This window comes from Aquibaculum arenosum, from assembly GCF_029222965.1.
Classification (GTDB): Bacteria; Pseudomonadota; Alphaproteobacteria; order Kiloniellales; family DSM-21159; genus Aquibaculum; species Aquibaculum arenosum.
In genome coordinates this window covers 166,470-192,995 of sequence record NZ_JARHUD010000006.1, presented here as the reverse complement: position 1 = coordinate 192,995, position 26,526 = coordinate 166,470, and the positions used below count along the sequence as shown (strand labels likewise).

The window sequence follows — 26,526 nt, the reverse complement described above, 5'->3', positions numbered from 1 at the left end:
GAGAATACCTGCAAAGTTGGTAGTTTCTGTACCTGTTTCGACGGACATTTCGCACAGCCTTCCAATACCCTGCAAGCCCGAGCTGTTGGTTTCACCACTTGAGAATGGGTTGTTGCGGGTATGCGGATCGTAGTTCTGGGGGCCGGGGTGATCGGCATCACCTCGGCTTATTTCCTGGCGAAAGCCGGGCATGAGGTGACGGTGGTCGACCGGCAGGAGGGGCCGGCGCTCGACACCAGCTTTGCCAACGCGGGGCAGATCTCGCCCGGCTACTCCTCCCCCTGGGCGGCCCCGGGCATCCCGCAGAAGGCAGTGAAGTGGCTATTCCAGAAGCATGCGCCGCTGGTCATCCGGCCGCGACTCGACCCTACTGCCTGGCGCTGGCTTTGTCAGATGCTGGGCAACTGCACGGCTGCCCGCTATGCGGTGAACAAGGGTCGCATGGTGCGCGTGGCGGAGTACAGCCGCGACGTGCTGCGGGACCTGCGCGCCGCTGAAGGTATCACGTACGATCACGGCACCCGCGGCACCCTGCAGCTCTTCCGCACGCAGGAACAGCTCGATGCCATCGACAAGGACGTCGAGGTGCTTCGTAAGGACGGCGTGCCCTTTGAGGTCCTGGACCGTGATGGCTGCGTGGCAGCGGAGCCGGGACTTGCCGGCGCGCGCGCGCCGCTGGTCGGCGGTCTGCGCCTGCCCAACGATGAGACCGGCGACTGCTACAAGTTCACCACGGCCCTGGCCGAGCGCTGCGCCGCCCTGGGGGTGAGCTTCCGCTATGGCGTGGAGATTCGGAGCCTGCAGCGCGAGGGGGATGCGATCACCAGGGTGGACACCAGTACCGGCCCGTTCGAAGCCGAGCGATTCGTGGTGGCGCTGGGCAGCTATACCCCCGGCCTGCTCCGGGAGCTGGGCATCAAGGTGCCGGTGTATCCGGTGAAGGGCTACTCCATCACCCTGCCCATCGTGGATGCCAGCCGCGCGCCGCTTTCCACCCTGATGGATGAGACCTTCAAGGTCGCCATCACCCGCTTGGGCGACCGCATCCGCGTCGGCGGGATGGCCGAGATCGCTGGCTTCAGCGACGATCTGCCGCGGGCGCGCCGCGAAACCCTGGCCTTGTCGGTGGAGGATCTCTTCGGTGGGGCGGGCGACCATTCCCGCTCGCTCTTCTGGAGCGGCCTGCGGCCCATGACCCCGGACAGCACGCCGATCATCGGCCCGACCCGCTACCGGAACCTCTTCCTCAACAGCGGGCACGGCACGCTCGGCTGGACCATGTCCTGCGGCTCGGCGCGGGTGCTGGCGGATCTGATCAGCGATCGCAAACCGGAGATCGAGGCGGAAGACCTGGCTCTCTCACGCTACGCCTGAACCTGTGGGTCAGACGCCGAGATAGCGTTCCTGCACGGCCTTGTCGGCAAGCAGCTCAGCGCTGTTGCCGCTCCAGACGTTGCGGCCGCGCTCGATGATGTAGTGGCGGTCGGCCAGGCGGGTCAGTGCCGCTACCGATTTGTCGATCACCAGGATGGCCTGCCCCTCGGCTTTCAGGCGCGCGAGGCACTCCCAGATTTCGTGGCGGATCAGGGGCGCCAGACCCTCCGTCGCCTCGTCCAGGATCAGCAGCGCCGGGTTGGTCATCAGCGCCCGGCCGATGGCCAGCATCTGCTGCTCGCCGCCGGAGAGCTGGTTGCCCATGGAGCTGGTTCGTTCCTGCAGGCGGGGGAAAAGTTCGAAGACCCGTTGCAGGGTCCAGGGATTGCTGCGGCCATCGCGGTTCGCGGCCGTGGCCAGCAGGTTCTCGCGCACCGAAAGGTTGGGGAAGACCTGTCGCCCTTCCGGCACCAGGCCCAGACCCTGCTTGGCGATGCGGTGTGAGGGCAGGCTGCGCACCTCGCGGTTGCGAAAGCGGATGCTGCCGGTGGCGGCCGGGGTCAGGCCGGTGATGGAGCGCACGGTGGTGGTCTTGCCCATGCCGTTGCGGCCCATCAGCGTGATCACCTCACCGGCACCGACCTCCAGGCAAACGCCGAAGAGCACCTGGCTGGCGCCGTAGTAGGTCTCGATGCCTTCCAGCTTCAGCATCAGTGCCTCCTCATACCGCCAGGCTTTCGTCGCCAAGGTAGGCGCGCCGCACCTCTGCGTCGGCGCGGATGGCGTCCGGCGTGCCCGAGGCGATGGCGCGGCCATAGACCAGGACTGTGATGCGTTCGGCCAGGGCGAAGACGGCGTCCATGTCATGCTCGATCAGGAGGATGGTGATGCTGCCGCGCAGGGCGCGGAGCAGATTCACCATACGTGCAGAATCCTCCGGCCCCATGCCGGCCATGGGCTCGTCCAGCAGCAGCAGCTTGGGTTGGGTCGCAAGTGCCATGGCGATCTCGAGCTGGCGATGCTCGCCATGCGCCAATGCGGCGGCCGGCACGTTGGCGCGGGCCTCAAGCCCGACCTGACGCAGGGCCTCCATCGCCGGATCGGTCAAAGCCGGGTCGCTGTCCGCGGGGCGCCAGAAGCGGAAGGAATGTCCGGCATGAGCCTGCACCGCCAGGGCCGTGTTCTGCAGCGCCGTCATGTCGTGAAAGATCGAGGTGATCTGGAAGGAGCGTGCCAGGCCCAGGTGCGGCCGCTTCCAGCCCGGGACCTGGGAGATGTCCTGGTCGGCAAAGAGAATGCGCCCGGAGTCCTGGCGCAGTTCGCCAGAGAGTTGGGCGATCAGGGTGGTCTTGCCGGCGCCATTGGGGCCGATCACCGCATGAAGCTCGCCAGGCGCAACCGAGAAGGAGAGGTCATCGGTTGCGGTCAGGCCACCGAAGCGTTTGACCAGTCCTTCGACGGCCAGCAGCGGCTCAGCCATGGGAGCCTCCTGCCGTATGGCTGCGTTGGCGCCGCGGGGTCAGCAGGCCGAAGAGGCCCTCGCGCGCGAAGATCACCACGAGAATGAGGATCGGCCCCAGGAAGAGCTGCCAGTGGCGGGTGAAGTGGGCGATCACGTCTTCGAGCAGCAGCAGCGCGATGGCGCCGAGAACCGGTCCGAAGAGGCTGCCCAGCCCGCCCAAGATCACCATGATCAAAAGCTCGCCAGAGCGAGTCCAGTGGGTGTAGGCCGGGGAGACATAGAGCGTGAGATTGGCCAGGAGCGCCCCGGCGATGGCGCAGATCACGGCCGAGATCACATAGGCGGTCAGGCGGTAGCGGTAGGTCGGGAATCCCAGGGCGGTCATGCGCTGCTCATTGGAGCGCGCGCCGCGGATCACCATGCCGAAGCGCGAATTCACCAGGCGCCAGCTCACCAGCAGCGCGCCGCAGAGCAGCAGGAAGGTGGCGTAATAGAGGGTTGCGTCGTTGGAGAGGTCCAGCGGGCCCAGCCGCGTGCCGCCCTCGATGCGCATGCCGTCGTCGCCGCCATACTGTTCCTGGCTGATGAAGAAGAAGTAGGTCATCTGCGCGAAGGCCAGCGTGATCATGATGAAGTAGATGCCGGCGGTGCGCAGGCAGATTGCCCCGATGATCAGCGCCACCAACGCACCGGCGCCGACGGCTAACAGCAGGTCCGGCAGGCCACCTTCAACGCCGTGAAAGCGCAGTGCGCCCACGGCATAGGCGCCGATGGCGATGTACATGGCGTGACCGAAGCTCACCATGCCGCCGAATCCCAGAATGAGGTTCACGCCGACGGCGGCGAGCGCGAGGATCATGACCCGCGACCAGAAGCGCAGCCAGTAGGGCTCGTCCACCGCCCAGGCGAGCAGCGGCATCAAGGCGAGCCCGGCCAGGACGACGATCACGGTGATGGTCCGCAGATCAAGGCGCATGGCTCAGCGCCCCTTCGGCGGGAAGAGCCCGCGCGGCCGGAAGAAGAGCACCGCGGCCATGAGGATGTAGATCAGCATGGAGGCGAGCGCCGCCCCGATGGTGTTGGCTGATTGCGTTTGGAAGAGTTCGCGCAGCAGGGCCGGGAGGAAGGAGCGGCCGACCGTGTCGATCAGGCCGACCAGCAGCGAAGCGATGAAGGCGCCGCGGATCGATCCGATGCCGCCGATGACGATGACCACGAAGGTCAGGATCAGGATCGGGTCGCCCATGCCCGGTTCCACCGAAAGCAGCGGCGCCACCATGGCCCCGGCCAGGCCGGCAAGCGCGGCCCCCAGCCCGAATACCAGGGTGAAGAGCAGGGAGATGTTCACGCCCAGCGCCCCGACCATGGGCCGGTTGCTGGCCCCGGCGCGGATCAGCATGCCCAGGCGGGTGTGGGAGATCAGCAGGTAGAGCAGCAGCGCCACCAGCAGGCCCACCAGGATGATCGCCAGCCGCCACTTGGGATAGATCAGCCCCGGGATGATGGTGACGAAACCGGTGAGTGCCTCGGGAATGGCCATGGGGATGGCGGCCGACCCCCAGAGCACGCGCGCCAGCTCGTTGAAAAAGAGGATGAGGCCGAAGGTGCAGAGCACCTGGTCCAGGTGGTCGCGCTGATAGAGCGTGCGCAGGGTGATGAACTCCACCACCACGCCCAGCAGCAGTGTCGCCGGAATGGCGAAGAGGATGCCCAGCAGCGGGTTGCCGGTCCAGGCAGTGGCGGCAGCGGCGAAGTAAGCGCCCATCATGTAGAGCGAACCGTGCGCCAGATTGACGAGGTTCATGATGCCGAAGACCAGAGTCAGTCCAGCGGCCATCAGGAACAGCATCACGCCGAACTGAAGGCCGTTGAGCGTCTGGATCAGCAGCAGCGTGGTGGACATCGCAGCAGCGGCTCACGCGAAAGGAACAGAAAGGCCGCGCGGGCGAAGGATCGGCGCGGATCCTTCGCCCGTGGCGTTACGAGAGACCGGGCGGCATACGCTGCCCGAAGCCTTACCACTGCATTGCGCAGTCCTGGTGATAGGCGTCCTGGAAGTCTTCGGCCACCATGTCGCCCAGGGCGATGGTGGCGCGGCCCTGGTCGTCGGAGACCACCTCTCCGGCGTACCAGTCCTGGACCGGGAAGTGGTTGTTGCCGAACTGGAAGTCGCCGCGGATCGATTCGAAGTCCGCCTGGCGCATGGCGTCGCGCATACCTTCCTTGTTGGAGAGGTCGCCATCCACCGCACGGATCGCCGAGTCGATGAGCGCGGCTGCGTCGTAGCCTTGGGCTGCATAGACCGAGGGGATGTAGCCGAAGCGCTCCTCGAAGTCGGCCATGAAGCGCTGATTGACCGGCGTGTCCATGTCCGGGGCCCAGAAGTTGGGGCTGGAGTAGCCGCCCATCATCTCCTCGCCGATCGCCGGCAGGGTGGTGCCGTCGACGGTGGAGCCGGAGTAGAGCGGCAAGTCGATGCCGGAAGAGGCGTACTGCTTGACGAAGTTCACCCCCATGCCGCCAGGCAGGAAGATGAAGACCGCATCCGCACCGGCCGCAGCGATCTGGGCAATTTCAGCCGAGTAGTCCGGCTGGTTGATCTGCGTGAGGATCTCGCCGGCGATGGTGCCGTGGCCCTCGAACTCGCGCTTGAAACCGGCCATGGCATCGCGTCCGGCCTGATAGTTCGGCGCGATGAGGAAGGCGGACTCGACGCCGTCGTTCACCGCCTGCAGACCAGCGGCCCCATGCAATTGGTCGTTCTGCCAGGAGGTGGAGAAGAAGTACTCGGAGCAGCTCTCCCCGGCGATGGGCGAGGGCCCCGCGTTGGTGGAGATCAGGAAGGTCTCGCTGCCGACCACGTCTTCATAGACCGCCATCATCACATTGGAAAAGATGATGCCGACCACGAAGTCGACGCGGTCCGACTGGAGGTAGCGGTCGATGATCTGCTTGCCGACGTCGGGCTTGAGCTGATCGTCGGCCTCGATGATCTCGACGTCGAGGTCCCCCAGCGTACCGCCCAGATGCTCGATGCCGAGCTGGAAACCGTCACGGTTGTGTTCGCCGAGCACGCCCGGCGGGCCGGAGAAGGTGGCCATATAGCCGATCTTGACCGACTCGGCCTGAGCCGCGCCCGCCGCAAAAGCGGCAGCGGCCACGCCACCGGCCAGCATGGAAAGGTGCTTCTTCATTTCACGTCCCCCTGTTCGTTTGCCTTGCTTAACCTAGCCTCACCCACCGCCTCGGCGAAAGCCTCCGAAACGCGGACAGCGCCATTCTACTGTTGTGAAGAATTTGTGGGAGATTGGAAAGAGGCTGCTGCGGCCCCTTCCTCCCGTGCGTCCGCCGCGCGGCAGCGCAGCATCGCCAACGGCGTTGGAGACCCCGACCGGGGCATTGCCCGTCCTATCCATGGCTGCTCGCCTCCCGTTGGGGCGGATCGCTGCCGCGCCTCGATTATTATTTTAAGCTTAAAATTCTCTGTGTGCCGCTGTCCAGCGATCTTTGTGGCTGCTCCCCGTCCCTACAGTCCCTCCTCGCGTCGCTGGGATTCTGCGAGCAGGTGCTCCAGGGGCAGGGGGGCGGCGCGCTTGATGGGCTTGGTGACCACGTAGGTGAAGTAGCGGCCGATGCCGATGTCGGCGGCCAGCAGGCGGTCGATCAGTTCCTGGTAGTGCGCAATGTCGAGCGCCAGCACCTTCATCAGGTAGTCGCTGCCGCCGCCGATGGCATGGCACTCCACCACTTCGGGCGTGTCTCGCACCGCCGCCTCGAAACGCGCGAAGTCCTGGGCCTCGTGGCGCTTGAGCGTCACCTCGACGTAGACGGTGGAGCAGCGCAGCACCCGCTCGAGCGCCACCTCGCCACGATAGCCTGTGACGATTCCCGCCTTCTCCAGCCGCTTTAGCCGCTCCAGACAGGCGCTGGGCGAGAGGTGGATGCGCTCGGCGAGGCGCTGGTTGGTGATCCGGCCCTCGCGCTGCAGGACGGAAAGGATGGCCAGGTCGCGGTCGTCGAGGCGCGCGGACATGAGAGCGGGGATCAGCTCTGGGGATAGTCGCTGGCGATCACCGCGACGCAATCGCCGCGGGCCACCAGCCCCGGCACGTGCCGGCACCAGAGTATGCCGTCGATGGCGCTGCGATAAACCGAGGGCGGGCGGTCCACATCTTCAAAGTGATGCACCTGACAGATGGCCTGGCCGGCTACGACCTCGTCGCCCAGGTCCACCAGCATTTCCAGGATCCCGGCATCGCGGGAGATCACGAAGGCGCCGCCTTCCGGCGTGTGGAGGATGCGCCCTGGCTCGGCCCTCCCGCGGTGATCGGACTGCCTGTCTTCCTGGAGTACGTCGAAGTGCCGCAAAAGGTTATGCACCCCCCGCTCGGCGACGGCGACGCTGCTGGCGGTAGCGGTTCCGGCGCCGCCCAATTCGGTGGAGATGAAGACCTTGCCCAAGGTTTCCACTGCGGTATCCAGCATACCCTCGCTGTCGAGCTCGGTCAGGATCGCCGCCGCCGGCGCATCGAAGGCCTTGAGCGCGGCCAGGGTGCGGGCGTGCAGGTCCGAGTCGGGCAGGGCGTGCATGATCACGCTGGGCACGAACTCCAGCGTTTTGCCGCCGGAATGCAGATCGACCACCACATCGACCAAGGGCAGAAGCTCGCTGTAGACATAGTGGGCGATCATCTGCGTGACCGTCCCGTCGCGCTGTCCCGGAAAAACCCGGTTCATGTTGAGGCCGTCGATGGGCGAGAGACGGGTCGCAGAGCACACCGCGGGGTGGTTGAGCGAGGGCAGCAGGATGACCCGCCCGCGGATCATCTCCGGCTCCAGCCACTGCGCCGCCTTCATGAGCGCGATCTGCCCCTCGTACTCGTCGCCATGGCTGCCGGCGGTGAAGAGCAGCGTCGGCCCCTCACCATTGGCGATCGAGATGATGGGCATCTGGATCGAACCCCAGGCCGACTCATCGCGCGAATGGGGAATGGTGAGGAAGCCCCGGTGCTTGCCCGGTGTCCCCACTGGGATGGAGGCGGTGACGCGCACTGGCGCCGTTGAGGTGGACGATCCATCCATGATGCTTTGCTCCCGAATCCTGCCTTCAGCTCACCACGGCGAGGAAGGCCTTCATGTCCACATTGCAGCCGCTGATGATGGTGGCCGTCGTCCGACCCTCGCCCCCGGCTTTGCCGGCCAGCAGGGCTGCCACGCCCACCGCAGCGCCCCCCTCACTCACCAGGCGTTCCTCGTGGAAGAGGTGGCGCATGCCGGCGGCAATCTCGGCCTCGCTCAGCAGCACCACGTCATCCACAAGATCGCGCACCAGCGGGAAGGTATAGCGATTGTCCAGGCCGATGCCGCCGCCCAGGCTGTCGGCCAGACTTTCCTCTTCGGTGACGGCCACCGGCTTTCCAGCCTGCAAGCTATGATACATGGCCGGCCCCCGCTCCATCGAGAGTCCGACCACCCGTGTATTCGGGAGCGACCCCTTGATCGCGAGCGCAATCCCGGCAAGCAGGCCGCCGCCTGAAAGCGGGATCAGCACCTCCTCCACCTCGGGGAGGTCCTCCACAATCTCCAGCCCCAGCGTGCCCTGGCCGCTGATGATGTGCGGGTCGTCGAAGGGCGGGACGTAGACCATGCCTTCCTCTTGGACCAGTCGCTTGGCCTCCACTTCCGCCTCGTCCTGGCTGCGCCCGATGACGCACAGTTCGGCGCCCAGGGCCCGAATAGCGGCGCGCTTGTTCTCGGGCACCAGTTCCGAGAGGCAGACCACGGCGCGCAGGCCCAGGCGCCGGGCGGCAAAGGCCACGGCGCGGCCGTGATTTCCGGTGGAGACGGTGACCACGCCACGCGCTCGCTCCTCCTCGCTGAGGCAGAGCAGCCGGTTGGTGGCGCCGCGCAGTTTGAAGGCGCCAGTTTCCTGCAGGCTTTCCAGCTTGAGATACACTGGCGCGCCGTTTGCTTCGCTGAGCGCTTCGCCCTGCACCAGGGGCGTGCGGCGCAGCAGGCCGGCGGTGCGGCGGCGCGCGAGATGGACGTCGCGCAGGGAGGGCAGGGGCAGTGCCGTCATGTCAGTCGGCCTCCGTTTCTGGGGCATGCCGGTCGCGGATGATCCGGTAGTAGCTGTTGGCAATGTGGTTGCGCCGATGGAAAGCAACAGCGCGCAGGTCGCCGCGCTCCAGAGCCGTCAGAATCTCCGCCATCTCGCCCCGGAATATGTCGATCTCCTCGGGGAAGTCCATGCCCGGCAGCGCATAGAGAAAGAAGCGCGAGGAGCGGTAATAGAGCTGTTCGGTGACGTCGCGCAGCGCCGAGTTGCCAATGAGCGTGATCAGCAGCTGGTTGAAGGCCATGTTGATGCGGCAGAACTCCGGCTCGTTGGGGGCATCGCAGAGGGACTCGCAGCGGTCTATCAAGCCGCGTAGCGTCGCCAGCTCCTCCGCTGTGGCGCAGCGAGGGTCGAGCTCGCCCATCAGTTCGGCAAGGCGCATGCGCAGGGTGTAGACCTGCTCCAACTCCACTTGGTCAATCACCGTGACCAAGGTGCCCACGCCGTGCCGGCTTTCCACCAACCCGGCAGCCTCCAGTCGACCCAGCACCCGCCGGATCGGGGTGCGGCTGACCCCGAACTCCTTCGCCAGCGCTTCCTCGCTCAAGGCCTCGCCGGGTGGATACTGCAGCAGGCAGATGCGCTCGCGCAGCTCCTGGAACATGAAATCGAAGCGCTCGCGCGCCGAGTGAGCCTTGGCGGTCAGGCGGGCGGAGGCAGAGGCGCGGCGGCTACGCGCCATCAGCGGACGGGTGTTCCGGCGCAATGACTCAGGCTTAAAGCGACATCATCTCGAAGCACTTTCATCATCATGGCCGGTCTCGCTAATGCGCAGAAAAGTGCCGTCAACGGCACCCTCAAGGGGCGATCCGTCAGCAGCGATGCGCCTGGAAAATACGGGCGCTTGCATCGTTGCGCAATAGTTGGATACATCTCCGGCAACACCCTCTCGTCAATGGTGCGAAAAATCTTGATTGCTCTGCAAACGAGAGCCGGTGTAGCAAGAGATGTATCCAACTCAATGCGACCCGGCGCCGCAAGCTCGGGCGGGTCGGCAGTTTCAAGGGAAGGCCAAGATGCGGCAGCGCGAGGATCTGGTTTTCACGATGGCCGAGTACGTCCGGCGTTTGGCGACCTTGCGGCGGGCGATGGCCCGGCGCGAGCTCGATGCGCTGATTGTCACGACGCCGGAAAACCTCTGCTATCTCACCGGTTATCACACGCCGGGTTACTACTGGTTCCAGGCCCTGGTGGTGCCGCTGGAGGGCGAGGTCTTCTTCGTGACGCGCCGCCTCGAGGATTCGAACGTCCAGACCTACACCTGGGTCTCCTCGTCCTTCCCCTACGATGACTTCGAAAGCCCGGCCCTGGAACTGGCCAGGCGCATCGACGAGCAGGGGCTGGGCGAAGGGCGCCTCGGCTACGAGCGGCACAGCTACTTCTTCCGTGCCAGCGAGCAGGATGTCTGCTGTGAAGCCTTGCCGAACGCGAGTTTCGTCGATGCCTATGGGATCGTCGAGGACCTGCGCCTGGTCAAATCCGACGATGAAATCGAAGTGATGCGGCAGTCGGCGCGTACCACCGAAGCCGGCATGCAGGCCGGCATCGACGCTATTTCGGCCGGTGCGACCGAGAACGACGTTGCGGCGGAAATCCAATGGGCCATGACCAAGGCGGGCAGCGAGTACCCTGCGATTGCGCCCTTTATTGCTTCGGGCTGGCGCGGTTCCATCGGACACGCCACCTGGATGGGCCGGCGCATCGAGCCCAACGAGGCTGTGTTTCTTGAAGTCGGCGGCTGCATTGCCCGCTATCACACGGCCATGATGCGCACCGTCTTTGTCGGGGATGCACCGGATGCCGTGCGGCGTGCCGAAGCCGTGGTGCGCGATGCCATGCGGGCCACCATGGAGACGATCAAGCCGGGAGTGCCGGCCCAGGAGGTGGACCGCGTGGCCAGAGCGGTGATCCGCGAAGGTGCACCAGACAGCGCCCAGTCCTCACGCACCGGCTATTCCATTGGCCTCGCCTTCGCACCTGACTGGGGCGAAGGGCATATCCTCTCTCTGCTGGAAGGGCAGGAGCGGCTGCTGGAAGAGAACATGACCTTCCATCTGATCCCCTGGGTGCAGGTGCCCGGCATGGCCGGCGTCGGCTTGTCCGAGACCGTGCGGGTGACCGCGGATGGCTGCGAATCGCTTTTCGACTTCCCTCGCCAAGTTTTCGTGAAGTAGCACCGCACCGGCAGCGGGCAGCGGAACGGGTCGCGGCCAAGTTTAGATTTGCCTTCCGCGCCCTGCCGCCCGAAAGTGCGGCGGCCCGGCACCGGCGTTTGGGGCTGGGAGTGAGGGGTTCTTCGCCGCGATGCTCGTGTTCCGCCCGGTGCTGCATCTGCTCAGCCTGCTGCTGCTCACGCTGGGCGCGGCCATGCTGTTGCCTGCGGTGGTCGGTCTGGCGGAAGGTTCGGATGGCTGGCAGATTTTCGCGGCCTCCTCGGCGTTGACCATCACCTTCGCCGGTGCCCTCTATTTGAGCAGCCGCGGCGAGGAGACCAGGCTCAACATCCGCCAGGCCTTTCTGCTGACGGCGCTGGCTTGGGCGCTGGCGTCTGCCTTTGCGTCGCTGCCTTTCCTTCTGGCTGGGCTGCAAGGGGTAGGGTTTGCCGATGCGCTGTTCGAGGCCACCTCGGGCCTGACCACCACCGGCGCAACCGTGCTCCACGGATTGGACGAGCTGCCGCGCAGCCTGCTGCTCTGGCGCGGCATCCTGCAATGGTTGGGCGGGGCGGCCGTGATCATCATGGCGGTGGCCATCCTGCCCTTCCTGCAGGTGGGTGGCATGCAGCTCTTTCGGTCCGAGCGCCCGGAGCGTCACCATGTCAGCCTGCGGGTTAGCGATTTCAGCATCCTGATCGTCGAGTGTTATCTGTCGCTGACCTTTCTGTGCCTGCTGGCCTACTGGGCCGCCGGCATGGGCCTGTTCGACGCGCTGGTGCATGCCATGGCCACCATCTCCACCGGCGGCTTCTCCACGATGGATGCCTCGCTGGGCCACTGGCCGCAGCCGGCGGTGCAGTGGACTGCCGTGGTCTTCATGTTGGCCGGGGCAATGCCCTTCGTGCTCTACGTTCAGGCACTGCGCGGGCGCCCGGTTGCCTTGTGGCGCGATCCGCAGGTCCGCTGGCTGCTGGCGCTGCTCTGTGCCCTGGTGCTTTATGCGGCGCTGCGGCTTTGGCTGGAGGCTGGACGTGCGCCCGGGGAGGCCTTGACGGTGGCGGCGGTCAACGTGGTTTCGGTGGTCACCACCACCGGCTTCTTCTCGGAAAATTACAGTCTCTGGGGAGATTGGGCGGTCGTCACCTTCTTCTTCCTAATGTTTCTCGGCGGCTGCTCGGGGTCCACCTCGGGCTCGATCAAGACCTACCGGCTCTACGTGCTGACGCAATCGGCCCTGATGCAGCTCAAGCGTCTTACCCACCCCAATGCCGTGCTGCTGGTGCTCTACAACCGCCGGCAGATTGACGAGCCGGTGCGCTCCTCAGTCGCCGCCTTCGTGCTGCTGTTCTTCGTAACCGTGGCCGCTCTCGCCCTGGCCCTGGCGGCGCTGGGGCTGGATTTCGTGACCTCGATCAGCGCCTCGGCCAGCGCAGTTACGAACGTCGGGCCGGGTCTGGGGGATGTGGTCGGCCCCACCGGCACCTACCGCGCCTTGCCAGACATGGCGAAGTGGCTGCTCTGTCTGGGCATGCTGCTGGGTCGGCTGGAGCTCTTCACCCTGCTGGTTTTGGTGATGCCGCGCTTCTGGCGCGGATAGGGGCTGCAGGAGAGGCGTCAGGGACGGCGAATGCAGCGCAGTCCGCGGCCGCGCTCGACCTGAACGCGGGCATCGATTGCCGCGAAGGGTTCTTCGACCACCAGCATGGGCCCACCGGTGGCATGCAGCACCCGCTCCGCATCCAGCGCCAGCGCCACGTGGCCGGGCCAGTAGAGCAGGTCGCCCCGCTGGCGCTGTGCGTCGGGCGGCAGTTGGCGCCCCGATGCTTCGCAAGTCTCTTGCTGGTCGCTGTCCCGCGGCAGGACGAGGCCGGCGGCGCCCAGTGCGAGTTGGACCAGTGCAGAGCAGTCCAGCCCCAGGCTGCTGCGACCGCCCCAGAGGTAGGGCAGCCCCAGGAAGCGCCGGGCCGTGGCGATATAGTCGCTATCGGCTTTATCGCTCGGGGCCAGATGTGCCGCAAAGATCCAGCCGCCGCCCTCGATCTCCGCATAGGACCCGCTATAGCGCGTGACTCGCAGGACGGAGGCGAAGGACAAGAGATCAAGCGGTGGTGCCTTGACGTCCGGCTCCGGAAGCAGCGGCGTGCGCAGCGCCGCCACGCGATGATCGGGCGCCGCACGCAGCGGACCGAGAGTGCTTTCGCGCACCCAGCCCACATAGCCGTCGCTCTCGTTCTGAACCCAGGCCCAGCCGTCCGTGCGGTCGAACACCCGCAGCCTTTCCCCGAAGAGCAACTGACTGTCGTTGCCGGCCTGGGCTGAGGGCATGGGCTTTAGGTCGGCACAGCCGACACAGAGGGTCGCCGGGCTGCCCTCCGTGAAGCGCTGAGCCTCGACCCGTCCGCGCAGCCGGGCGTCCGCCAGGTCGGCGCGGTAGGCGTGGAGGCGTGGGTCCAAAGGCGCGTCGGTCACGAGTCGGACGATCCGTTGGACTTAACCGTTCCGGCTTCGGCCAAACGCCGCTTGGCGCGTTCCACTTCGCGCTCGCGCAGGTCGTCTTCCGTGGTGCGCATAACAGGGCGTTCACCGTAGGAGATGGCGGCTGTACTGGTCTCGAACTCGGTGACCACGCGACAGTCGTCGCACATCATGATGCGCTCGACTCGGCCGCTGTCCTGGAACATAGAATGGGCCCCGGCCAAGCGATCGACAATGCGCTCGATAGAAGCGCCGACCCCGAAGGGTTTGCCGCAGCGGATGCAGTTGAACGGCGTGGCACGGTTGAGCTCGCGGGCGGTGCGCGCCTCCTCCTGGAAGTTCAGACGCGGCTCCAGGGCGATCACCTTTTCCGGACAGGTCGCCTTGCACAGGCCGCATTGCACGCAGTTTTCCTCGATGAAGCCCAGCCAAGGCATTTCCGGATCGTCGATCAGCGCGCCGGCCGGACAGGCGGTGACGCAGGCTTGGCACATTGTGCAGCCGCTGGTGTCCACGTGGATTGTGCCGAAGGGCGCGCCTTGCGGCAGCGGCAGTTGGTCAACCGGCTGCGGCGCTTTGGCATGGAGGTGGTGCAGGCCCAGGAAGGCGCGGGCGCGCTTGCCCCCCATGGGCAGGAAGAGCCCGGCTTCGGCGCCGGCGGTGGACGGCAGCGCACGCAACGCCGCTTCCACCGCATCCGGATCCTGCTGGTCGAGCAGGTGGATGCGCCCACCGCCATAACCCAGGCCATCCATCACCGTTTCCACCAGGCCGAGGGTGCCTGCCAGGGCCTGCACGTCCTCGCGCTTCTCCGGCGCCACCAGCAGAGCGATTTGCGCCGCGCCCCAGGCCAGGGCGTCGAAGTAGAAGTCGAAGCCCAGTTCGGTCACTTCGTTGACCGGCAGCGGCAGCACCCGCGCCGGCAGTCCGCCGCCATGTCGCGCGATCAGTGAGATGACTTCCGCGCCATAGCGCTCGTCGTGCAGCAACAGCACAGGGGCTTCGCCGCCGGCCTTGCGGTAAGACTCCAGGAGGCTGCGGGCCTGCTCGAACAGGCTGGTGGTGGCGGGAAACTGGTACTCGATCGCCCCCGTCGGGCAGAGCGCGGCACAGAGGCCGCAGCCGCCGCAGACATGCGGGTCGATTTCGACAGTTTCGCCAAGCGACGTGATGGCTGAAAGCGGGCAGTTGTCCAGGCACAGGCGACAGCCGGTCTTGCGGCTGCGGCCATGGGCGCAGATCTCGGCATCGTAGCGCACGTAGCGCGGCTTCTCGAACTCGCCCACCAGATCGCTGGCGGCCAGCGCCACCCGCTGCACGGCCACGGGGTCGGCAGGGTCGGCGCGCAGATAGCCGTCCAGCCGTTCGCCGGCCGGGAAGAGCGGCGTGCCGCCGGTCAGGTCGAGGATCAGATCGCATTCGCTGTAGGCACCGTCGCGTGGCGCGTCGAAGGTCAGACGCTCGCGCGAAGAGGGCGAGGCCGGGGCGTAGCCATCCACGGTCACTCCGAAGTCCCCGAGGTAGCCCTTGGCAGCGACGATGCGGCCGAGGAACACCGGCACATCCATGATCCGTGGCGGCGCGATCTCCTTGGCCTCGCGCAGAAGCACGGTGACGTCCAGGCGGCCCTTGAGCTGGGCCGCGACCTCGAGCGCCCGCTCGTCCTTGCCGTAGATCAGGCAGATGCCTTCGGACTTCAGTGAGATCAGCGGCGCCGGCTTCGCCTCCTGGGTTGCAGCAGCCAATAGCGCGGCCATCTTGGCGGTCGCAGCTGCGCCTTCCTCGCCCCAGCCTGCGGTTTCGCGGATGTTGGCAAAGCGCAAATCGGCGTCTGGCCGCTCCTCCTCACCCAGCTCCGAGAAGAGGGGGGCTTCTTGGGTGCAGGCGACCAGCAAGGGCTCGCCGCTGTTGAGCGCTGCCTCATAGTTCTGCAACTGAGCGCGGCAGAGTTGGGTGTGAAGCGGCAACTCTCCCTCGGCGCCGAGCGCGCGCAAAGCCTCTGCAAGGCGCGCGCCGCTCAACGGCATGGTTTTTTCGCAGTCGCAGACAAGCAGCTTTCGGCCACGCAGTTTCATGGGGCCATCCTTCTCCTGATCCCGTCTGGCGCTTCGCATGCAGCGCGCGCCTCGCCGGTTATTCTTGATTGCTCACTCGTGTCACGCGCAGCCTTGGCGTTCTCCTTGCCCGGCCAAGTCTGCGCCTCTCCGGGGTCGACATCGGGGTATTTGCGCTCAGACTATCAGGACGCCCCGTGCTTGCAGCCCCAAAATAAGTGGGTTTATCTCTGCGGCCGGGTTGCGGCGCCTGCAGGCGGGGCAAAACAGGCATAGGGAGTGGATCATGGCAAAGCGCCAGGCTGGCGATCAGGCATTCGTGGCGACGGAGAACAAGGGCGCGGTGCAGGAGCATACCTTCGCCGGCGCGCTGTCATTCCTGCGGCGGCGCTATTCGAAGGATCTGAGCGACGTCGACCTGGCGGTGATGGGGGTGCCCTTCGACCTGGCGACCACCAATCGGCCGGGCGCCCGATTCGGGCCGCAGGCGGTGCGCGCGGCTTCGGCCATCATGGCCTGGGCGCGGCCGCATGGCCTGCCGTTCGATCCGCGCGACCTGCTCTCGATTGTCGATACCGGCGATTGCGTCTTCGATCCCTTTCATCCGGCCACGGTTCCCGATGCCATCGAGGCGGCGGCGCGTCGGGTGCTGGATGCCGGGGCAGCCTTGCTGTCCATTGGTGGCGATCACTTCATCAGCTACCCGCTGCTCAAGGCCCATGCGGCCAAGCACGGGCCACTGGCCCTGCTACACTTCGACGCACACAGCGACACCTGGACCGGCGAAGAGGACGACATCAACCACGGCACCATGTTCTGGCATGCCCAGCGCGAGGGACTGATCGATCCGGCCTGCTCGGTGCAGGTGGGCATTCGCACTTACAACGCCGAAACCCATGGCTTCACCATCCTGGATGCGCCTTGGGTGCACCGGCATGGCATCGATGATGTGATCGCCCGCATTCGTGAAACTCTAGGCAATCGCAAAATCTACCTGACTTTCGATATCGACGGCCTGGACCCGGCCTTTGCGCCGGGGACCGGCACGCCGGTGGTCGGCGGGCTCAGCACGGCGCAGGCGCTGGGCATCTTGCGCGGCTTGCAGGGCCTGAACTTCGTCGGCTTCGATGTGGTGGAAGTGGCGCCGGCCTATGACAGCGCCCAGATCACGGCTCTGGCGGCGGCTCAGATCGGTTTCGAATTCCTGGCACTCTACGCCACACGACCGGGTGGTCCCCAGGCCCCGGCCTAGTTCCTCGCGAACTTGGCCTTCGAGAATAGGCCCAAAGAGAAGAGGCGGCCGCGCGATTGCGGGCCGCCCCTTCTCTGATCTGCGCTTTCGCGTCGGCGCTCAGGCGTGGCGCGCAGCGCTGCCCAGGCTTTTGGTCTGCCCGCTGGACTTCAGCCAGGCGAGGAATTGTGCGGCGTAGTGTCGCATAGCCTGCGCCCGCAGCCGACGGGCCTCGGCGTCCATCTGCACGCTGTCGGCATAGCCCTGTTCGCGAAGCTGGGTGAGGAGGACGTCGAATTCGGAAGTGCGCGGCATGATATATCTCCGGGTATCGGGTTCGGGGCGGGTCGATCCCGCCTCTTTGTGTGCAAGTGCGATATTGCATCGCACAAACGAAAGATAGGGCAGCGTTCCTGTCTCAACAACCGGACGGGCCGCCTCATCTTTCGGAGGCAGCCATGCAGGATTGTCGGAAGAGGGCCGTCATGACTCGGCTCTTGTGGCCGGACTGCGCAGCGCCCTATAGGTGGCAGGAGGGAGAATGAGATGGCTGATACGAGCGTGGCGCCGCCAAGAAGCCTGCGAAAGGGCACGGCAAAGCTGGAGGCGGTCGAACTGGCGGAGTTCCTGCTGCGTCCGGACCCGCAGGACCCGCGCCTGACCAGTCGCGTCGAAGGCGTGGATGAGCAGGGCCGGCCGGTGGAAACTGCGGTCGTCACCGAGCGACCGCTGACGCTGTATCTGAACCGGCAGGAGATCGTCACCATGATGACGATCGGCGATTACCCCGACTATCTGGCGGTCGGTTACCTGCTCAATCAGAACATGCTGCGTCCCGACGACGAGATCGAGGGGGTCGACTACGACGAGGAACTCGACGTGGTTGTGGTCCGCACCCGGCGCGAGACGAACTATGAAGAGAAGCTGAAGAAGAAGATCCGCACCTCGGGCTGCGCCCAGGGAACGGTGTTCGGCGACCTGATGGAGCGCTTCGACGAAGTCGCGCTGTCGCAGGGTGCCCGCCTGCATACCAGTTGGCTCTACGCCCTGACCCGCAAGATCAACACGGCACCAAGTCTCTATCTCGAAGCCGGCGCGATCCACGGCTGCGTGCTCTGCCAGGGCGAGCGGCCGCTGCTCTACATGGAGGACGTCGGGCGCCACAATGCTGTGGACAAGATTGCCGGCTACATGCTGCTGCACGGCCTCACGCCCGACGACAAGATCTTCTACACCACCGGGCGCTTGACCTCGGAAATGGTGATCAAGACGGTGCAGATGGGCATTCCCATCCTGGTTTCGCGCTCCGGCTTTACCGCCTGGGGCGTGGATCTCGCGCGTCAGGCCGGACTGACCCTGATCGGCCGAGCCAAGGGGCGGCGCTTCATCGCGCTCTCCGGCGCCGAACGCATAGTCTACGACGCAGAGCATCGCGATGAGGAGGAGGCCCCGCGACACGGGCGCAAGGGGGCACGCGATGACGCATGAACTTTCCAACTTCTGCGGCGTGCTGCTGGCCGGCGGCCAATCGCGGCGTATGGGTGGGGGTGACAAGTGCCTGCGGCCGCTGGGCGGCCGGCCCTTGCTGGCGCGGATCATCGAGCGGGCGCGCCCGCAGGTTGGGCCGCTGGTGATCAATGCTAACGGCGACCCCACGCGCTTTGAAGCCTTCGAGCTGCCAGTGGTGCCGGACAGCATTGGCGGCTTCGCCGGGCCGCTGGCCGGTGTGCTCACTGGCATGGAGTGGGCGCGCGAGCATGCACCTGATTGCCCCTGGATTGTGACCTTCGCTGGCGATGCGCCCTTCTTTCCGCAGGATCTGGTGGCACGTTTGGCTCAGGCGCGCGAGCATGAGGGTGCTGACATTGTCTGCGCAGCCTCCGGCGGGCGTGACCATCCCGTCTTCGCGCTTTGGCCGGTGGCGCTGGCGGACAGCCTGCGTGCAGCCATGGAGGCCGGCGTGCGCAAGGTGGATGTCTTCACGGCGGACCATCGGTTCGCCCGGGTCGACTGGCCAGTCGAACCCTACGATCCCTTCTTCAATGCGAACCGCCCGGACGATTGGGCGGAGGCCGAGCGCCTATTTGGCAGCGAGGCCGTGGAGGGCGCGGAGCCAAGAGCTGCCCAGCCCGGAGGTAAAGCATGACTGAGGCGACAGAGGACCTGAAGCGCATCGAGAACCTGCCCCTGGGCGTGGTGCTGGAACGTCGCCGGAGCAAGCATCCCTGGCAGGACTATAGCTGGCGACCGCTAGACGTTCTGGTCGGCGCGCCGGCGCGCGATCCGCGCGGTGAGTGGCTGACGCTGCGTGAGGAGGGCGAGGGAGAGGCCGCATTGTTCCATGCCGGCACCCTCACTCTGGAACTCCACCGTAAGGACACGCCGGAACTGAAGATAAACCTGCAGCAGCGCCAGCCGCTGATTTACGTGGTGCTGCGCAAGGGAGTCGATGCGGGCAGCCGCCATCCCTGGGTGCCGCTGCTGGTCACGGCCAATGTGATGGAGGCGGAGTTCTACAGCGTCAGCGGCGAGGAACTCGTCGAAGGCGTGCCCATGCCGGCGCCGGTGCATGCCTTCGTCGAGGCCTTCGTGGCGCAGCACCATGTCGAGGTGCCCTTCTACAAGCGCAAGCGAAAGCCCCACGACCCGCGCAAGGGCGGGCCGCCCCCTGGCAAGGGGCGCGCGGCCGAGACCCAGTCCGGTTCGGGGCGTGGTGGCCCGGGGACCGGCGGTCACAGTGGACCAGAAGGAGGTGCCTGATGGCGCATTCGGACGACGAGGGCTTCCTGTCGCGCTGGGCGCGCCGGAAGGCGCAGCGCGAGAAGGATGCGGAAAGGCGCGATGCGGTGTCGGCAGCCGAACAGGCCGAGCCGACCCCAGAGAGTGCGGCCGACTCGCTTTCCGACGCCGGTGAGGGCGAATCGACCCTCGGCGAGGAGACAGTTTCCGCGGAGGATCTGCCGGATCCCGAAACACTCGGCCGGGATGACGACTGGACGCCCTATCTGAAGCGCAATGTGCCGAGCGAACTGCGCGTGAAGGCGCTGCGGCGGCTGTGGCGGCTGGACCCCGTCTACGCCAACCTCGACGGTCTGGTGGACTACGCCGAGGATTACAACGGCCCCGCCTTCACCGGAAAGCCGGTGAAGACCCTCTTCCAGGTGGGCCGTGGCATGGTGCTTCCTGAAAAGCAGGAAGCAGCAGAAAAAGCGGCAGAGGAAGATGCAACGGACGCCACCGCAGTGCCCGCGCAAGAACTGCCCGATTCGATCGAAGCCGCGCCGGTCGCGGATGAAGAACAGCAGAATGCTGAGGCCCTCGTCGACTCTGATGATCCGCTGGCGGTGCCCCGGGTGTCGGGTGACGCCGTGGAAGGGGCTCCCGCATCGGTGGATTCTCCTGCCGTCCAGGGTGAGACTGCCGAAAACCATCAGAAGCGGCCACGCCGGGCACTTGCCCGGCGCTGGGGCGGCCAGTAATTGCACAATCATAAGAGGCATTTGCGGCGATTCTGACGCCTTTGTGCAGGCAGGATTGGGTTGACCCTGTTCGCGTTCTGACGTTTAATTCCTGCAATGAACTGAAAACGATCCCTGAACAGCAGGGAAAAACACCCTGCTCGGGCAGCATCCTGGTCGTCAAAAGGCGGTCAGAGTTGTGCTGAGCGAGCATGGCAGGAGAGAAGGGCATGCCCTTAGTTGAGGTGGCTGAAGAAGACCGCCTTCGTTTGGGTTGGTACACGTTGCTGGCACGCCTCTTGAGTGGTGCGCCGGATCGGGACTTTCTTGTGTCTCTGGCTGCGCTGGAAGGTGATGAGACCGAGTTGGGCCAGGCGGTTCAGACGCTGGCACAGGTCTCCCGACGCAGCGAGCCGAAAGAGATCGAGCAGGAGCATTTTACGCTCTTCGTCGGTGTCGGCCAGGCCGAGCTTCTGCCCTACGCTTCCTATTACCTGACTGGCTTCCTGCATGACCGGCCCCTGGCGCGACTGCGCGGGGAGATGGCCGAGCTTGGCATTGCGCGCCAGGACAACGTCAGCGAGCCCGAGGACCACATCGCTTCCCTGTGTGAGATGATGGCCGGGCTGATCGGCGGTTCCTTCGGCGAGCCGGCCGACCTGGCCACACAGCAACGCTTCTACGACACGCATATCGGCTGTTGGGCGCCGCGGTTCTTCGAGGACCTGCAGGCATCGCCCTCGGCCCGTTTTTTCATGCCCGTCGGCACGATCGGCAGTTTGTTCCTGCAGATCGAAGCCCAGGGTTTCGAGATGGCGGCCTAGCGCCAAAACGTGGAGTCCGGACCCGGAGGGCGGGAGCTAGGTACAGGCCCGGCCGGAACGGATCGCCATTGGAGGAGGGGTGAGTGAGATGAAGGATGAGAAGGTGACCTCGACAGCGCGGCGAGATTTTTTCCGCAAGGCGGGTCTGGGCGTCGGTGCGCTGGGCGCCGCTGCGGTAACCATGGCTGCCGGAGGCGAGGCCGAAGCCGCTGAGGAACGCAAGCCGAAGGGCTACCAGGAAAGCGCGCATGTGAAGCGCTATTACGAGCTCGCCAGGTTCTGATCGCCTCGCTGGCTGGAACGGCTTAAGAAATTCAGGAGAGGTCAATGCTTACCAAAAAGGCGAATGGAGCGGCGTCAGGCCCCCGTTTGTCCAAGGCGTTTGCCGGAGTGATCGGCGGCGCTGTGGACCGCCGAACCTTCCTCAAGCGCTCCGGCCTGGCCGCGGGCGGTGTCGCTGCTGCCTCGGCTATGTCGCTGGGCCGCGTGCGGAAGGCCGAGGCGCAGTCCTCCAACGGCTCCGCGGAGATCCGCAAGTCGGTCTGCACCCACTGCTCGGTGGGCTGCACGGTGCTTGCAGAGGTGAAGAACGGCGTCTGGGTCGGGCAAGAGCCCGGCTGGGACAGCCCCTTCAACCTGGGCTCCCACTGCGCCAAAGGCGCGGCGGTGCGCGAGCATGCGCATGGCGAACGCCGCCTCAAACACCCGGTGAAGCTGGTCAACGGCCAGTGGGAGCGGATTTCCTGGGATCAGGCGATCAACGAGATCGGCGATCAGATGCTGGACATCCGTGAGACCTCCGGTCCTGACTCGGTCTACTGGCTGGGCTCTGCCAAGCACAATAACGAGCAGTCCTACCTGATTCGGAAGTTCGCAGCCTACTGGGGCACGAACAACATCGATCATCAGGCGCGTATCTGCCACTCGACCACGGTCGCAGGTGTTGCCAACACCTGGGGCTATGGCGCGATGACCAACAGCTACAACGACCTGCACAACGCACGGGCGATCTTCCAGATTGGTGGCAATCCGGCGGAAGCCCATCCGGTGGCGATGCAGCATATGCTGAAGGCGAAAGAGGAGAACTCCGCCCCCTTCATCGTCTGCGACCCGCGCTTCACGCGTACGGCCGCCCACGCCAGCGAGTACGTTCGCTTCCGTCCGGGTACGGACGTGGCGCTGATCTGGGGCATCCTCTGGCACGTCTTCGAGAACGGCTGGGAGGATCGCGAGTATATCCGCCAGCGCGTCTACGGCATGGATCAGATCCGCGCCGAGGTGGCGAAATGGACGCCGGAGGAAACTGAGCGTGTAACCGGTGTTCCGGGCTCGCAGCTCCACCGTGTCGCCCGGACTCTGGCCAACAACCGGCCCTTCTCCATCGTCTGGTGCATGGGCTCCACCCAGCACGCCACGGGCAACGCCAACGTGCGCGCCTACTGCGTCATGGGCCTCGCACTGGGCATCATCGGCAAACCCGGCGGCGGTGCGAACATCTACCGCGGCCACGACAACGTGCAGGGTGCGACCGATCTCGGCGTTACCCAGGACACTCTGCCTGGCTATTACGGCCTGGCCACGGGTTCCTGGAAGCACTGGGCTCGGGTTTGGGAGACCGACTACGACTACTTGCTGTCGCGCTTCGGCTCGCAGGAGCTGATGGAAAAGGCGGGTGTTCCGGTGTCCCGCTGGTTCGACCTCGCGCTCGAATCAAAGGAGAATATCGACCAGCCGGACAACCTGCGGGCCATGGTGTTCTGGGGTCACGCCCCGAACTCCCAGACCCGTATGCCGGACATGCGGCGCGCCATGTCGAAGCTCGACATGCTGGTCGTGATCGATCCCTTCCCGAGTGTGACCGCGGTCATGCACGACCGCACGGACGGCGTCTATCTGCTGCCGGCGACCACTCAGTTCGAGACGGTGGGGTCGGTGACCGCCTCCAACCGCTCCCTGCAGTGGCGCGAGAAGGTGATGGATCCGCTCTTCGAGTCGAAGGTCGACCACGAGATCATGTATCTCTTCGCGGAGAAGTTCGGTTTCGCCGACGAGATGTTCAAGAACATTGCGGTCGAGGGCAAAGAACCTTCCGTGGAGGACATCACCCGCGAGTTCAATCGCGGTATGTGGACGATCGGCTACACCGGTCAGTCGCCGGAGCGACTCAAGGCGCACATGGCCAACCAGCAGACCTTCGACAAGACCTCGCTGCGGGCGCTTGGCGGTCCCTGCGATGGTGACTACTACGGTCTGCCCTGGCCTTGTTGGGGAACGCCTGAGTTCAACCACCCGGGTTCGCCGGTGCTCTACAACGCGGAGCAGGCAGTGGCCGACGGTGGCATGGGCTTCCGCGCCCGTTTCGGTGTGGAGCGCGACGGCGTCAACCTGCTCGCCGACGGCAGCCACAATCCGGGCTCGGAGATCGAGGACGGCTATCCCGAGTTCACCATGGCCATGCTCAAGTCCCTGGGCTGGGATTCCGATCTCACCGAGGAGGAGATGGCCGCGATCGAGCATGCCGCTGCCGGTGGTGACATCGATGCGGTGAACTGGAAGATCGACAACTCCGGCGGCATCCAGCGTGTCGCGATCGAGCATGGCTGTGCCCCGTACGGCAACGCCAAGGCCCGGGCGGTGGTGTGGAACTTCCCGGATCCGGTGCCGCTGCACCGCGAGCCGCTCTACACGCCTCGGCGCGATCTCGTGGCGGACTATCCGACCCACGAGGACCGCACCAGCATGCGCCTGCCGTTGCTGTTCAAGTCGATCCAGGATCAGGACTTCTCGGAGAACTTCCCGATCGTTCTCACGTCCGGCCGACTGGTCGAATACGAGGGCGGCGGCGACGAGACCCGCTCCAATCCCTGGCTGGCGGAACTGCAACAGGACATGTTCGTGGAGATCAACCCGCGCGATGCCAACAACCGCGGCATCCGCGACGGGGATGACGTCTGGGTCTATGGTCCAGACAACTCCGACGACAATCCTGTGCGGATCAAGGTCAAGGCCCTGGTGACCGAGCGTGTCGGCAACGGCGTGGCCTTCATGCCCTTCCACTTCGGCGGCCATTGGATGGGCGAGGACCTGCGGTCCAAGTACCCCAAGGGCTCCGATCCCTATGTCTTGGGTGAAAGCACGAACACCATTCAGACATATGGTTACGACGTCGTCACGCAGATGCAGGAGACGAAGTCGACCCTGTGTCAGATCGAGCGTGCTTGAACCCGGATTGAGAGAGGAGAACTGAGATGGCACGCATGAAGTTCCTCTGTGACGCCGAGCGTTGCATCGAGTGCAACGCCTGCGTCACGGCGTGCAAGAACGAGAACGAGGTCCCCTGGGGGATCAACCGTCGCCGGGTGGTGACGATCAATGACGGCAAGCCGGGTGAGCGTTCGATCTCCGTGGCCTGCATGCATTGCTCGGACGCGCCTTGCATGGCGGTCTGCCCCGTCGATTGCTTCTATCAGACCGATGACGGTGTGGTGCTGCACTCGAAGGACCTCTGCATCGGTTGCGGCTACTGCTTCTACGCCTGTCCCTTTGGGGCACCGCAGTTCCCGCAGGCCGGCAACTTCGGTAGCCGCGGCAAGATGGACAAGTGCACCTTCTGCGCCGGCGGTCCGGAAGAGGATGGCTCCCAGGCCGAGTTCTCGAAGTACGGCGGTAACCGCCTGGCCGAGGGCAAGCTCCCGCTCTGCGCGGAGATGTGCTCGACCAAGGCCCTGCTGGCCGGTGATGGCGACAGCGTTTCGGGCATCTTCCGCGAACGCATCGTCGGACGCGGCTTCGGGTCCGGCGCCTGGGGATGGGGTACGGCCTACGAAAGCAAGGCCGGTTCCTAAGCCGACCACCCTAAGATCGAGGGCAGCAGAGGGCGGCGGCGTTTCCGCCGCCCTCTGCGCCTCAAACGAGGCTCGCAGCTCGGCGGGCCTCGCATTCTTGAAAAGAGTTTAGAGACGGCATGATGCAATCTCTCCGGACGTTCGGCGTCCTTGTGTCGTTGGCTGTGGCCGGGGTCCTTCTCTCCGCCTGCGATCCGGAGGAACAGGACCGCGTGCTGCTCTATGAAAAGGGAACCTACCTGGGGCAGGCTGACGAAGAACTGTCACCTGAAGCACGCCAGGAGTTGCGCAATCGGGCGCGCTATCAGCGTGGCTTGTAAGCCTTTAAGCTTGGCCACGGGGTTGATCCCAGGAAAGAAGAAGTGGGAAGGGAAGGTTCCATGACCCGACAAGGTATCCAGTCCTGGCGACAGGTGATCCTGACGGTCGGTCTCGGTTTGGCAATTCTGCTGTCGGCCTTCGTGATAGAAGCCGGCTCGGCGGCGGCACAGACCGGCGGGCGCGATGTCCCCGGCTTCTCGCCACAAGGCGGCGAGGTTCCGGGCGGCGCACTTGGCAGCGACGCCACGGCAGATATGTGGCGCGCCATCCGCCAGGGCGACGCGGGTAGGGTGGTTCAGCGCGACGGACAGGCAGGCGTCATGATCCAGTCCGAGGGTGACAACTGGCGAGCCGTGCGCAATGGTCCGCTCAAGCTTTACAGCGCTTGGATCATGCTGGGCATGCTTGGGCTGCTGGCACTCTTCTTCCTGTTGCGCGGGCGCGTGCGCATTGAGGCGGGCCCGGCAGGGCGAACCATCGAGCGGTTCAGCGGCCTCGATCGCTTTGCCCACTGGCTGACGGCCACGACCTTTGTCGTTCTGGCGTTGACCGGCCTGAACCTCATGTTCGGGCGCTATTTCCTGTTGCCGTTGGTGGGTCCGGAGTTCTTCGGCACCCTGACCCTGGCCGGCAAGTATGCCCACAACTACCTAGCCTTCCCTTTTATGCTGGGTATTGTGCTGATGTTCGTTCTCTGGGTGAAACACAACATCCCGAACCGCCATGATTTCGTGTGGGCCGCAAAAGCCGGCGGTCTCTTCAGCAAGCATTCCCATCCGCCTGCCCGCAAGTTCAATGCCGGCCAGAAGGTGCTCTTCTGGCTGGTCATCATCGGCGGCCTTTCCCTTTCGCTTTCCGGCATCGCCCTGTTGTTCCCCTTCCAGACGGATCTCTGGGGCAAGACGCTGGGCTTCCTGGCCGGCCTCGGCCTGAACGTTCCGACGAACATCTCGCCGATGATGGAGATGCAGCTCAACAGCATTTGGCATGCGGCGGTCGGGGTGGTTATGATCGCTATCATCCTGGGCCATATCTATATCGGCACTCTGGGTATGGAGGGCGCCTTTGCAGCCATGGGTTCCGGCAAGGTGGATCTTAACTGGGCGCGCGAGCACCACAACCTCTGGGCCGAGGAAGAGGAACGCAAGAGTCGGGCGCCAGCGCAGCCACCGCGCAAGGCCGCTGCACCTGCAGAATAGGCTCCGGGC

26 protein-coding genes are annotated in these 26,526 nt (G+C 65.4%); 14 read left to right on the top strand and 12 right to left on the bottom strand.

The annotated features are described in order from the left end of the window. Positions 1-120 precede the first annotated feature (120 nt). The gene (locus P2G67_RS11315) at positions 121-1,374 is read left to right on the top strand and encodes a D-amino acid dehydrogenase (protein ID WP_275823125.1); all 1,254 of its coding nucleotides are present in this window, start codon (positions 121-123) and stop codon (positions 1,372-1,374) included. 9 nt (positions 1,375-1,383) lie between these two features. Here the strand turns inward: P2G67_RS11315 and P2G67_RS11310 are convergent, their stop codons facing one another. The 9 genes from P2G67_RS11310 to P2G67_RS11270 all read right to left on the bottom strand — a co-directional run bounded on the left by P2G67_RS11310 (position 1,384) and on the right by P2G67_RS11270 (position 9,636). Further along, on the bottom strand, positions 1,384-2,085 hold the full coding sequence (locus tag P2G67_RS11310) for an ABC transporter ATP-binding protein (protein ID WP_275823123.1): 702 nt from the start codon (positions 2,083-2,085) through the stop codon (positions 1,384-1,386). 10 nt (positions 2,086-2,095) lie between these two features. Next, positions 2,096-2,854 carry an ABC transporter ATP-binding protein gene (locus P2G67_RS11305; RefSeq protein WP_275823121.1) on the bottom strand — a complete coding sequence of 253 codons (759 nt, stop codon included), beginning with the start codon at positions 2,852-2,854 and terminating at the stop codon, positions 2,096-2,098. Then, positions 2,847-3,812, bottom strand: coding sequence for a branched-chain amino acid ABC transporter permease (locus P2G67_RS11300; RefSeq protein ID WP_275823119.1), 966 nt, complete (start codon positions 3,810-3,812; stop codon positions 2,847-2,849). The genes P2G67_RS11305 and P2G67_RS11300 overlap by 8 nt, the downstream gene beginning before the upstream one ends. Before the next feature lie 3 nt (positions 3,813-3,815). Further along, positions 3,816-4,739: a branched-chain amino acid ABC transporter permease gene (locus P2G67_RS11295; RefSeq protein WP_275823116.1), complete on the bottom strand. Its 924-nt coding sequence runs from the start codon at positions 4,737-4,739 to the stop codon at positions 3,816-3,818. A gap of 112 nt (positions 4,740-4,851) precedes the next feature. Beyond that, entirely contained in the window at positions 4,852-6,030 is a 1,179-nt protein-coding gene (locus P2G67_RS11290) for an ABC transporter substrate-binding protein (protein ID WP_275823114.1), read from the bottom strand. 332 nt (positions 6,031-6,362) lie between these two features. Beyond that, on the bottom strand, positions 6,363-6,869 hold the full coding sequence (locus tag P2G67_RS11285; RefSeq protein ID WP_275823112.1) for an Lrp/AsnC family transcriptional regulator: 507 nt from the start codon (positions 6,867-6,869) through the stop codon (positions 6,363-6,365). A gap of 11 nt (positions 6,870-6,880) precedes the next feature. Further along, a complete protein-coding gene (locus P2G67_RS11280; protein WP_275823110.1) occupies positions 6,881-7,918 on the bottom strand; it encodes a succinylglutamate desuccinylase/aspartoacylase domain-containing protein in 1,038 nt (345 codons plus the stop codon). Positions 7,919-7,943: 25 nt separating this feature from the next. Next, positions 7,944-8,915: a hydroxyectoine utilization dehydratase EutB gene (eutB, locus tag P2G67_RS11275; RefSeq protein WP_275823108.1), complete on the bottom strand. Its 972-nt coding sequence runs from the start codon at positions 8,913-8,915 to the stop codon at positions 7,944-7,946. A gap of 1 nt (position 8,916) precedes the next feature. Next, complete coding sequence (locus P2G67_RS11270) at positions 8,917-9,636, bottom strand: GntR family transcriptional regulator (RefSeq protein ID WP_275823106.1); 720 nt, start codon at positions 9,634-9,636, stop codon at positions 8,917-8,919. A gap of 334 nt (positions 9,637-9,970) precedes the next feature. Between P2G67_RS11270 and P2G67_RS11265 the strand changes: the two genes are divergently transcribed. After that, the gene (locus P2G67_RS11265) at positions 9,971-11,128 is read left to right on the top strand and encodes a M24 family metallopeptidase (protein ID WP_275823104.1); all 1,158 of its coding nucleotides are present in this window, start codon (positions 9,971-9,973) and stop codon (positions 11,126-11,128) included. A gap of 130 nt (positions 11,129-11,258) precedes the next feature. Further along, positions 11,259-12,707, top strand: a complete 1,449-nt coding sequence (locus P2G67_RS11260) for a TrkH family potassium uptake protein (protein ID WP_275823102.1) — start codon at positions 11,259-11,261, stop codon at positions 12,705-12,707. Positions 12,708-12,724: 17 nt separating this feature from the next. Here the strand turns inward: P2G67_RS11260 and P2G67_RS11255 are convergent, their stop codons facing one another. Together P2G67_RS11255 and P2G67_RS11250 are read right to left on the bottom strand one after the other, a co-directional pair. Continuing rightward, the gene (locus P2G67_RS11255; protein WP_275823100.1) at positions 12,725-13,579 is read right to left on the bottom strand and encodes a C40 family peptidase; all 855 of its coding nucleotides are present in this window, start codon (positions 13,577-13,579) and stop codon (positions 12,725-12,727) included. After that, entirely contained in the window at positions 13,576-15,660 is a 2,085-nt protein-coding gene (locus P2G67_RS11250) for a 4Fe-4S binding protein (protein WP_275823098.1), read from the bottom strand. Before P2G67_RS11250 ends, P2G67_RS11255 begins: the two co-directional genes overlap by 4 nt. A 265-nt stretch (positions 15,661-15,925) precedes the next feature. Here P2G67_RS11250 and speB point away from each other — a divergent pair, with 265 nt between their 5' ends. Further along, positions 15,926-16,891 (top strand): agmatinase, encoded by a 966-nt coding sequence (gene speB / locus P2G67_RS11245; RefSeq protein ID WP_275823096.1) that lies wholly within the window; start codon positions 15,926-15,928, stop codon positions 16,889-16,891. 99 nt (positions 16,892-16,990) lie between these two features. On the opposite strand, the gene P2G67_RS11240 is transcribed toward speB, so the two are convergent. After that, complete coding sequence (locus tag P2G67_RS11240) at positions 16,991-17,185, bottom strand: hypothetical protein (protein WP_275823094.1); 195 nt, start codon at positions 17,183-17,185, stop codon at positions 16,991-16,993. Between the two features lie 231 nt (positions 17,186-17,416). Here P2G67_RS11240 and fdhD point away from each other — a divergent pair, with 231 nt between their 5' ends. From fdhD to P2G67_RS11190, 10 genes are all read left to right on the top strand, one after another. Beyond that, entirely contained in the window at positions 17,417-18,358 is a 942-nt protein-coding gene (gene fdhD / locus P2G67_RS11235) for a formate dehydrogenase accessory sulfurtransferase FdhD (protein WP_275823092.1), read from the top strand. Continuing rightward, the gene (gene mobA, locus P2G67_RS11230) at positions 18,348-19,016 is read left to right on the top strand and encodes a molybdenum cofactor guanylyltransferase MobA (protein ID WP_275823089.1); all 669 of its coding nucleotides are present in this window, start codon (positions 18,348-18,350) and stop codon (positions 19,014-19,016) included. The genes fdhD and mobA overlap by 11 nt, the downstream gene beginning before the upstream one ends. Further along, positions 19,013-19,630, top strand: a complete 618-nt coding sequence (locus tag P2G67_RS11225) for a DUF3305 domain-containing protein (protein ID WP_275823087.1) — start codon at positions 19,013-19,015, stop codon at positions 19,628-19,630. Before mobA ends, P2G67_RS11225 begins: the two co-directional genes overlap by 4 nt. Continuing rightward, a complete protein-coding gene (locus tag P2G67_RS11220; protein ID WP_275823085.1) occupies positions 19,630-20,349 on the top strand; it encodes a DUF3306 domain-containing protein in 720 nt (239 codons plus the stop codon). Before P2G67_RS11225 ends, P2G67_RS11220 begins: the two co-directional genes overlap by 1 nt. A 209-nt stretch (positions 20,350-20,558) precedes the next feature. Then, positions 20,559-21,152, top strand: coding sequence for a TorD/DmsD family molecular chaperone (locus P2G67_RS11215; RefSeq protein ID WP_275823083.1), 594 nt, complete (start codon positions 20,559-20,561; stop codon positions 21,150-21,152). Positions 21,153-21,240: 88 nt separating this feature from the next. Further along, complete coding sequence (locus P2G67_RS11210; protein WP_275823081.1) at positions 21,241-21,435, top strand: formate dehydrogenase; 195 nt, start codon at positions 21,241-21,243, stop codon at positions 21,433-21,435. Positions 21,436-21,479: 44 nt separating this feature from the next. After that, entirely contained in the window at positions 21,480-24,374 is a 2,895-nt protein-coding gene (locus P2G67_RS11205; RefSeq protein ID WP_275823079.1) for a formate dehydrogenase subunit alpha, read from the top strand. 26 nt (positions 24,375-24,400) lie between these two features. Continuing rightward, the gene (gene fdh3B, locus P2G67_RS11200; RefSeq protein WP_275823077.1) at positions 24,401-24,997 is read left to right on the top strand and encodes a formate dehydrogenase FDH3 subunit beta; all 597 of its coding nucleotides are present in this window, start codon (positions 24,401-24,403) and stop codon (positions 24,995-24,997) included. A 119-nt stretch (positions 24,998-25,116) separates the two neighbouring features. Further along, the gene (locus P2G67_RS11195; RefSeq protein ID WP_275823075.1) at positions 25,117-25,317 is read left to right on the top strand and encodes a hypothetical protein; all 201 of its coding nucleotides are present in this window, start codon (positions 25,117-25,119) and stop codon (positions 25,315-25,317) included. A 60-nt stretch (positions 25,318-25,377) separates the two neighbouring features. Then, positions 25,378-26,517 (top strand): formate dehydrogenase subunit gamma, encoded by a 1,140-nt coding sequence (locus P2G67_RS11190; protein WP_275823073.1) that lies wholly within the window; start codon positions 25,378-25,380, stop codon positions 26,515-26,517. Positions 26,518-26,526 lie beyond the last annotated feature (9 nt).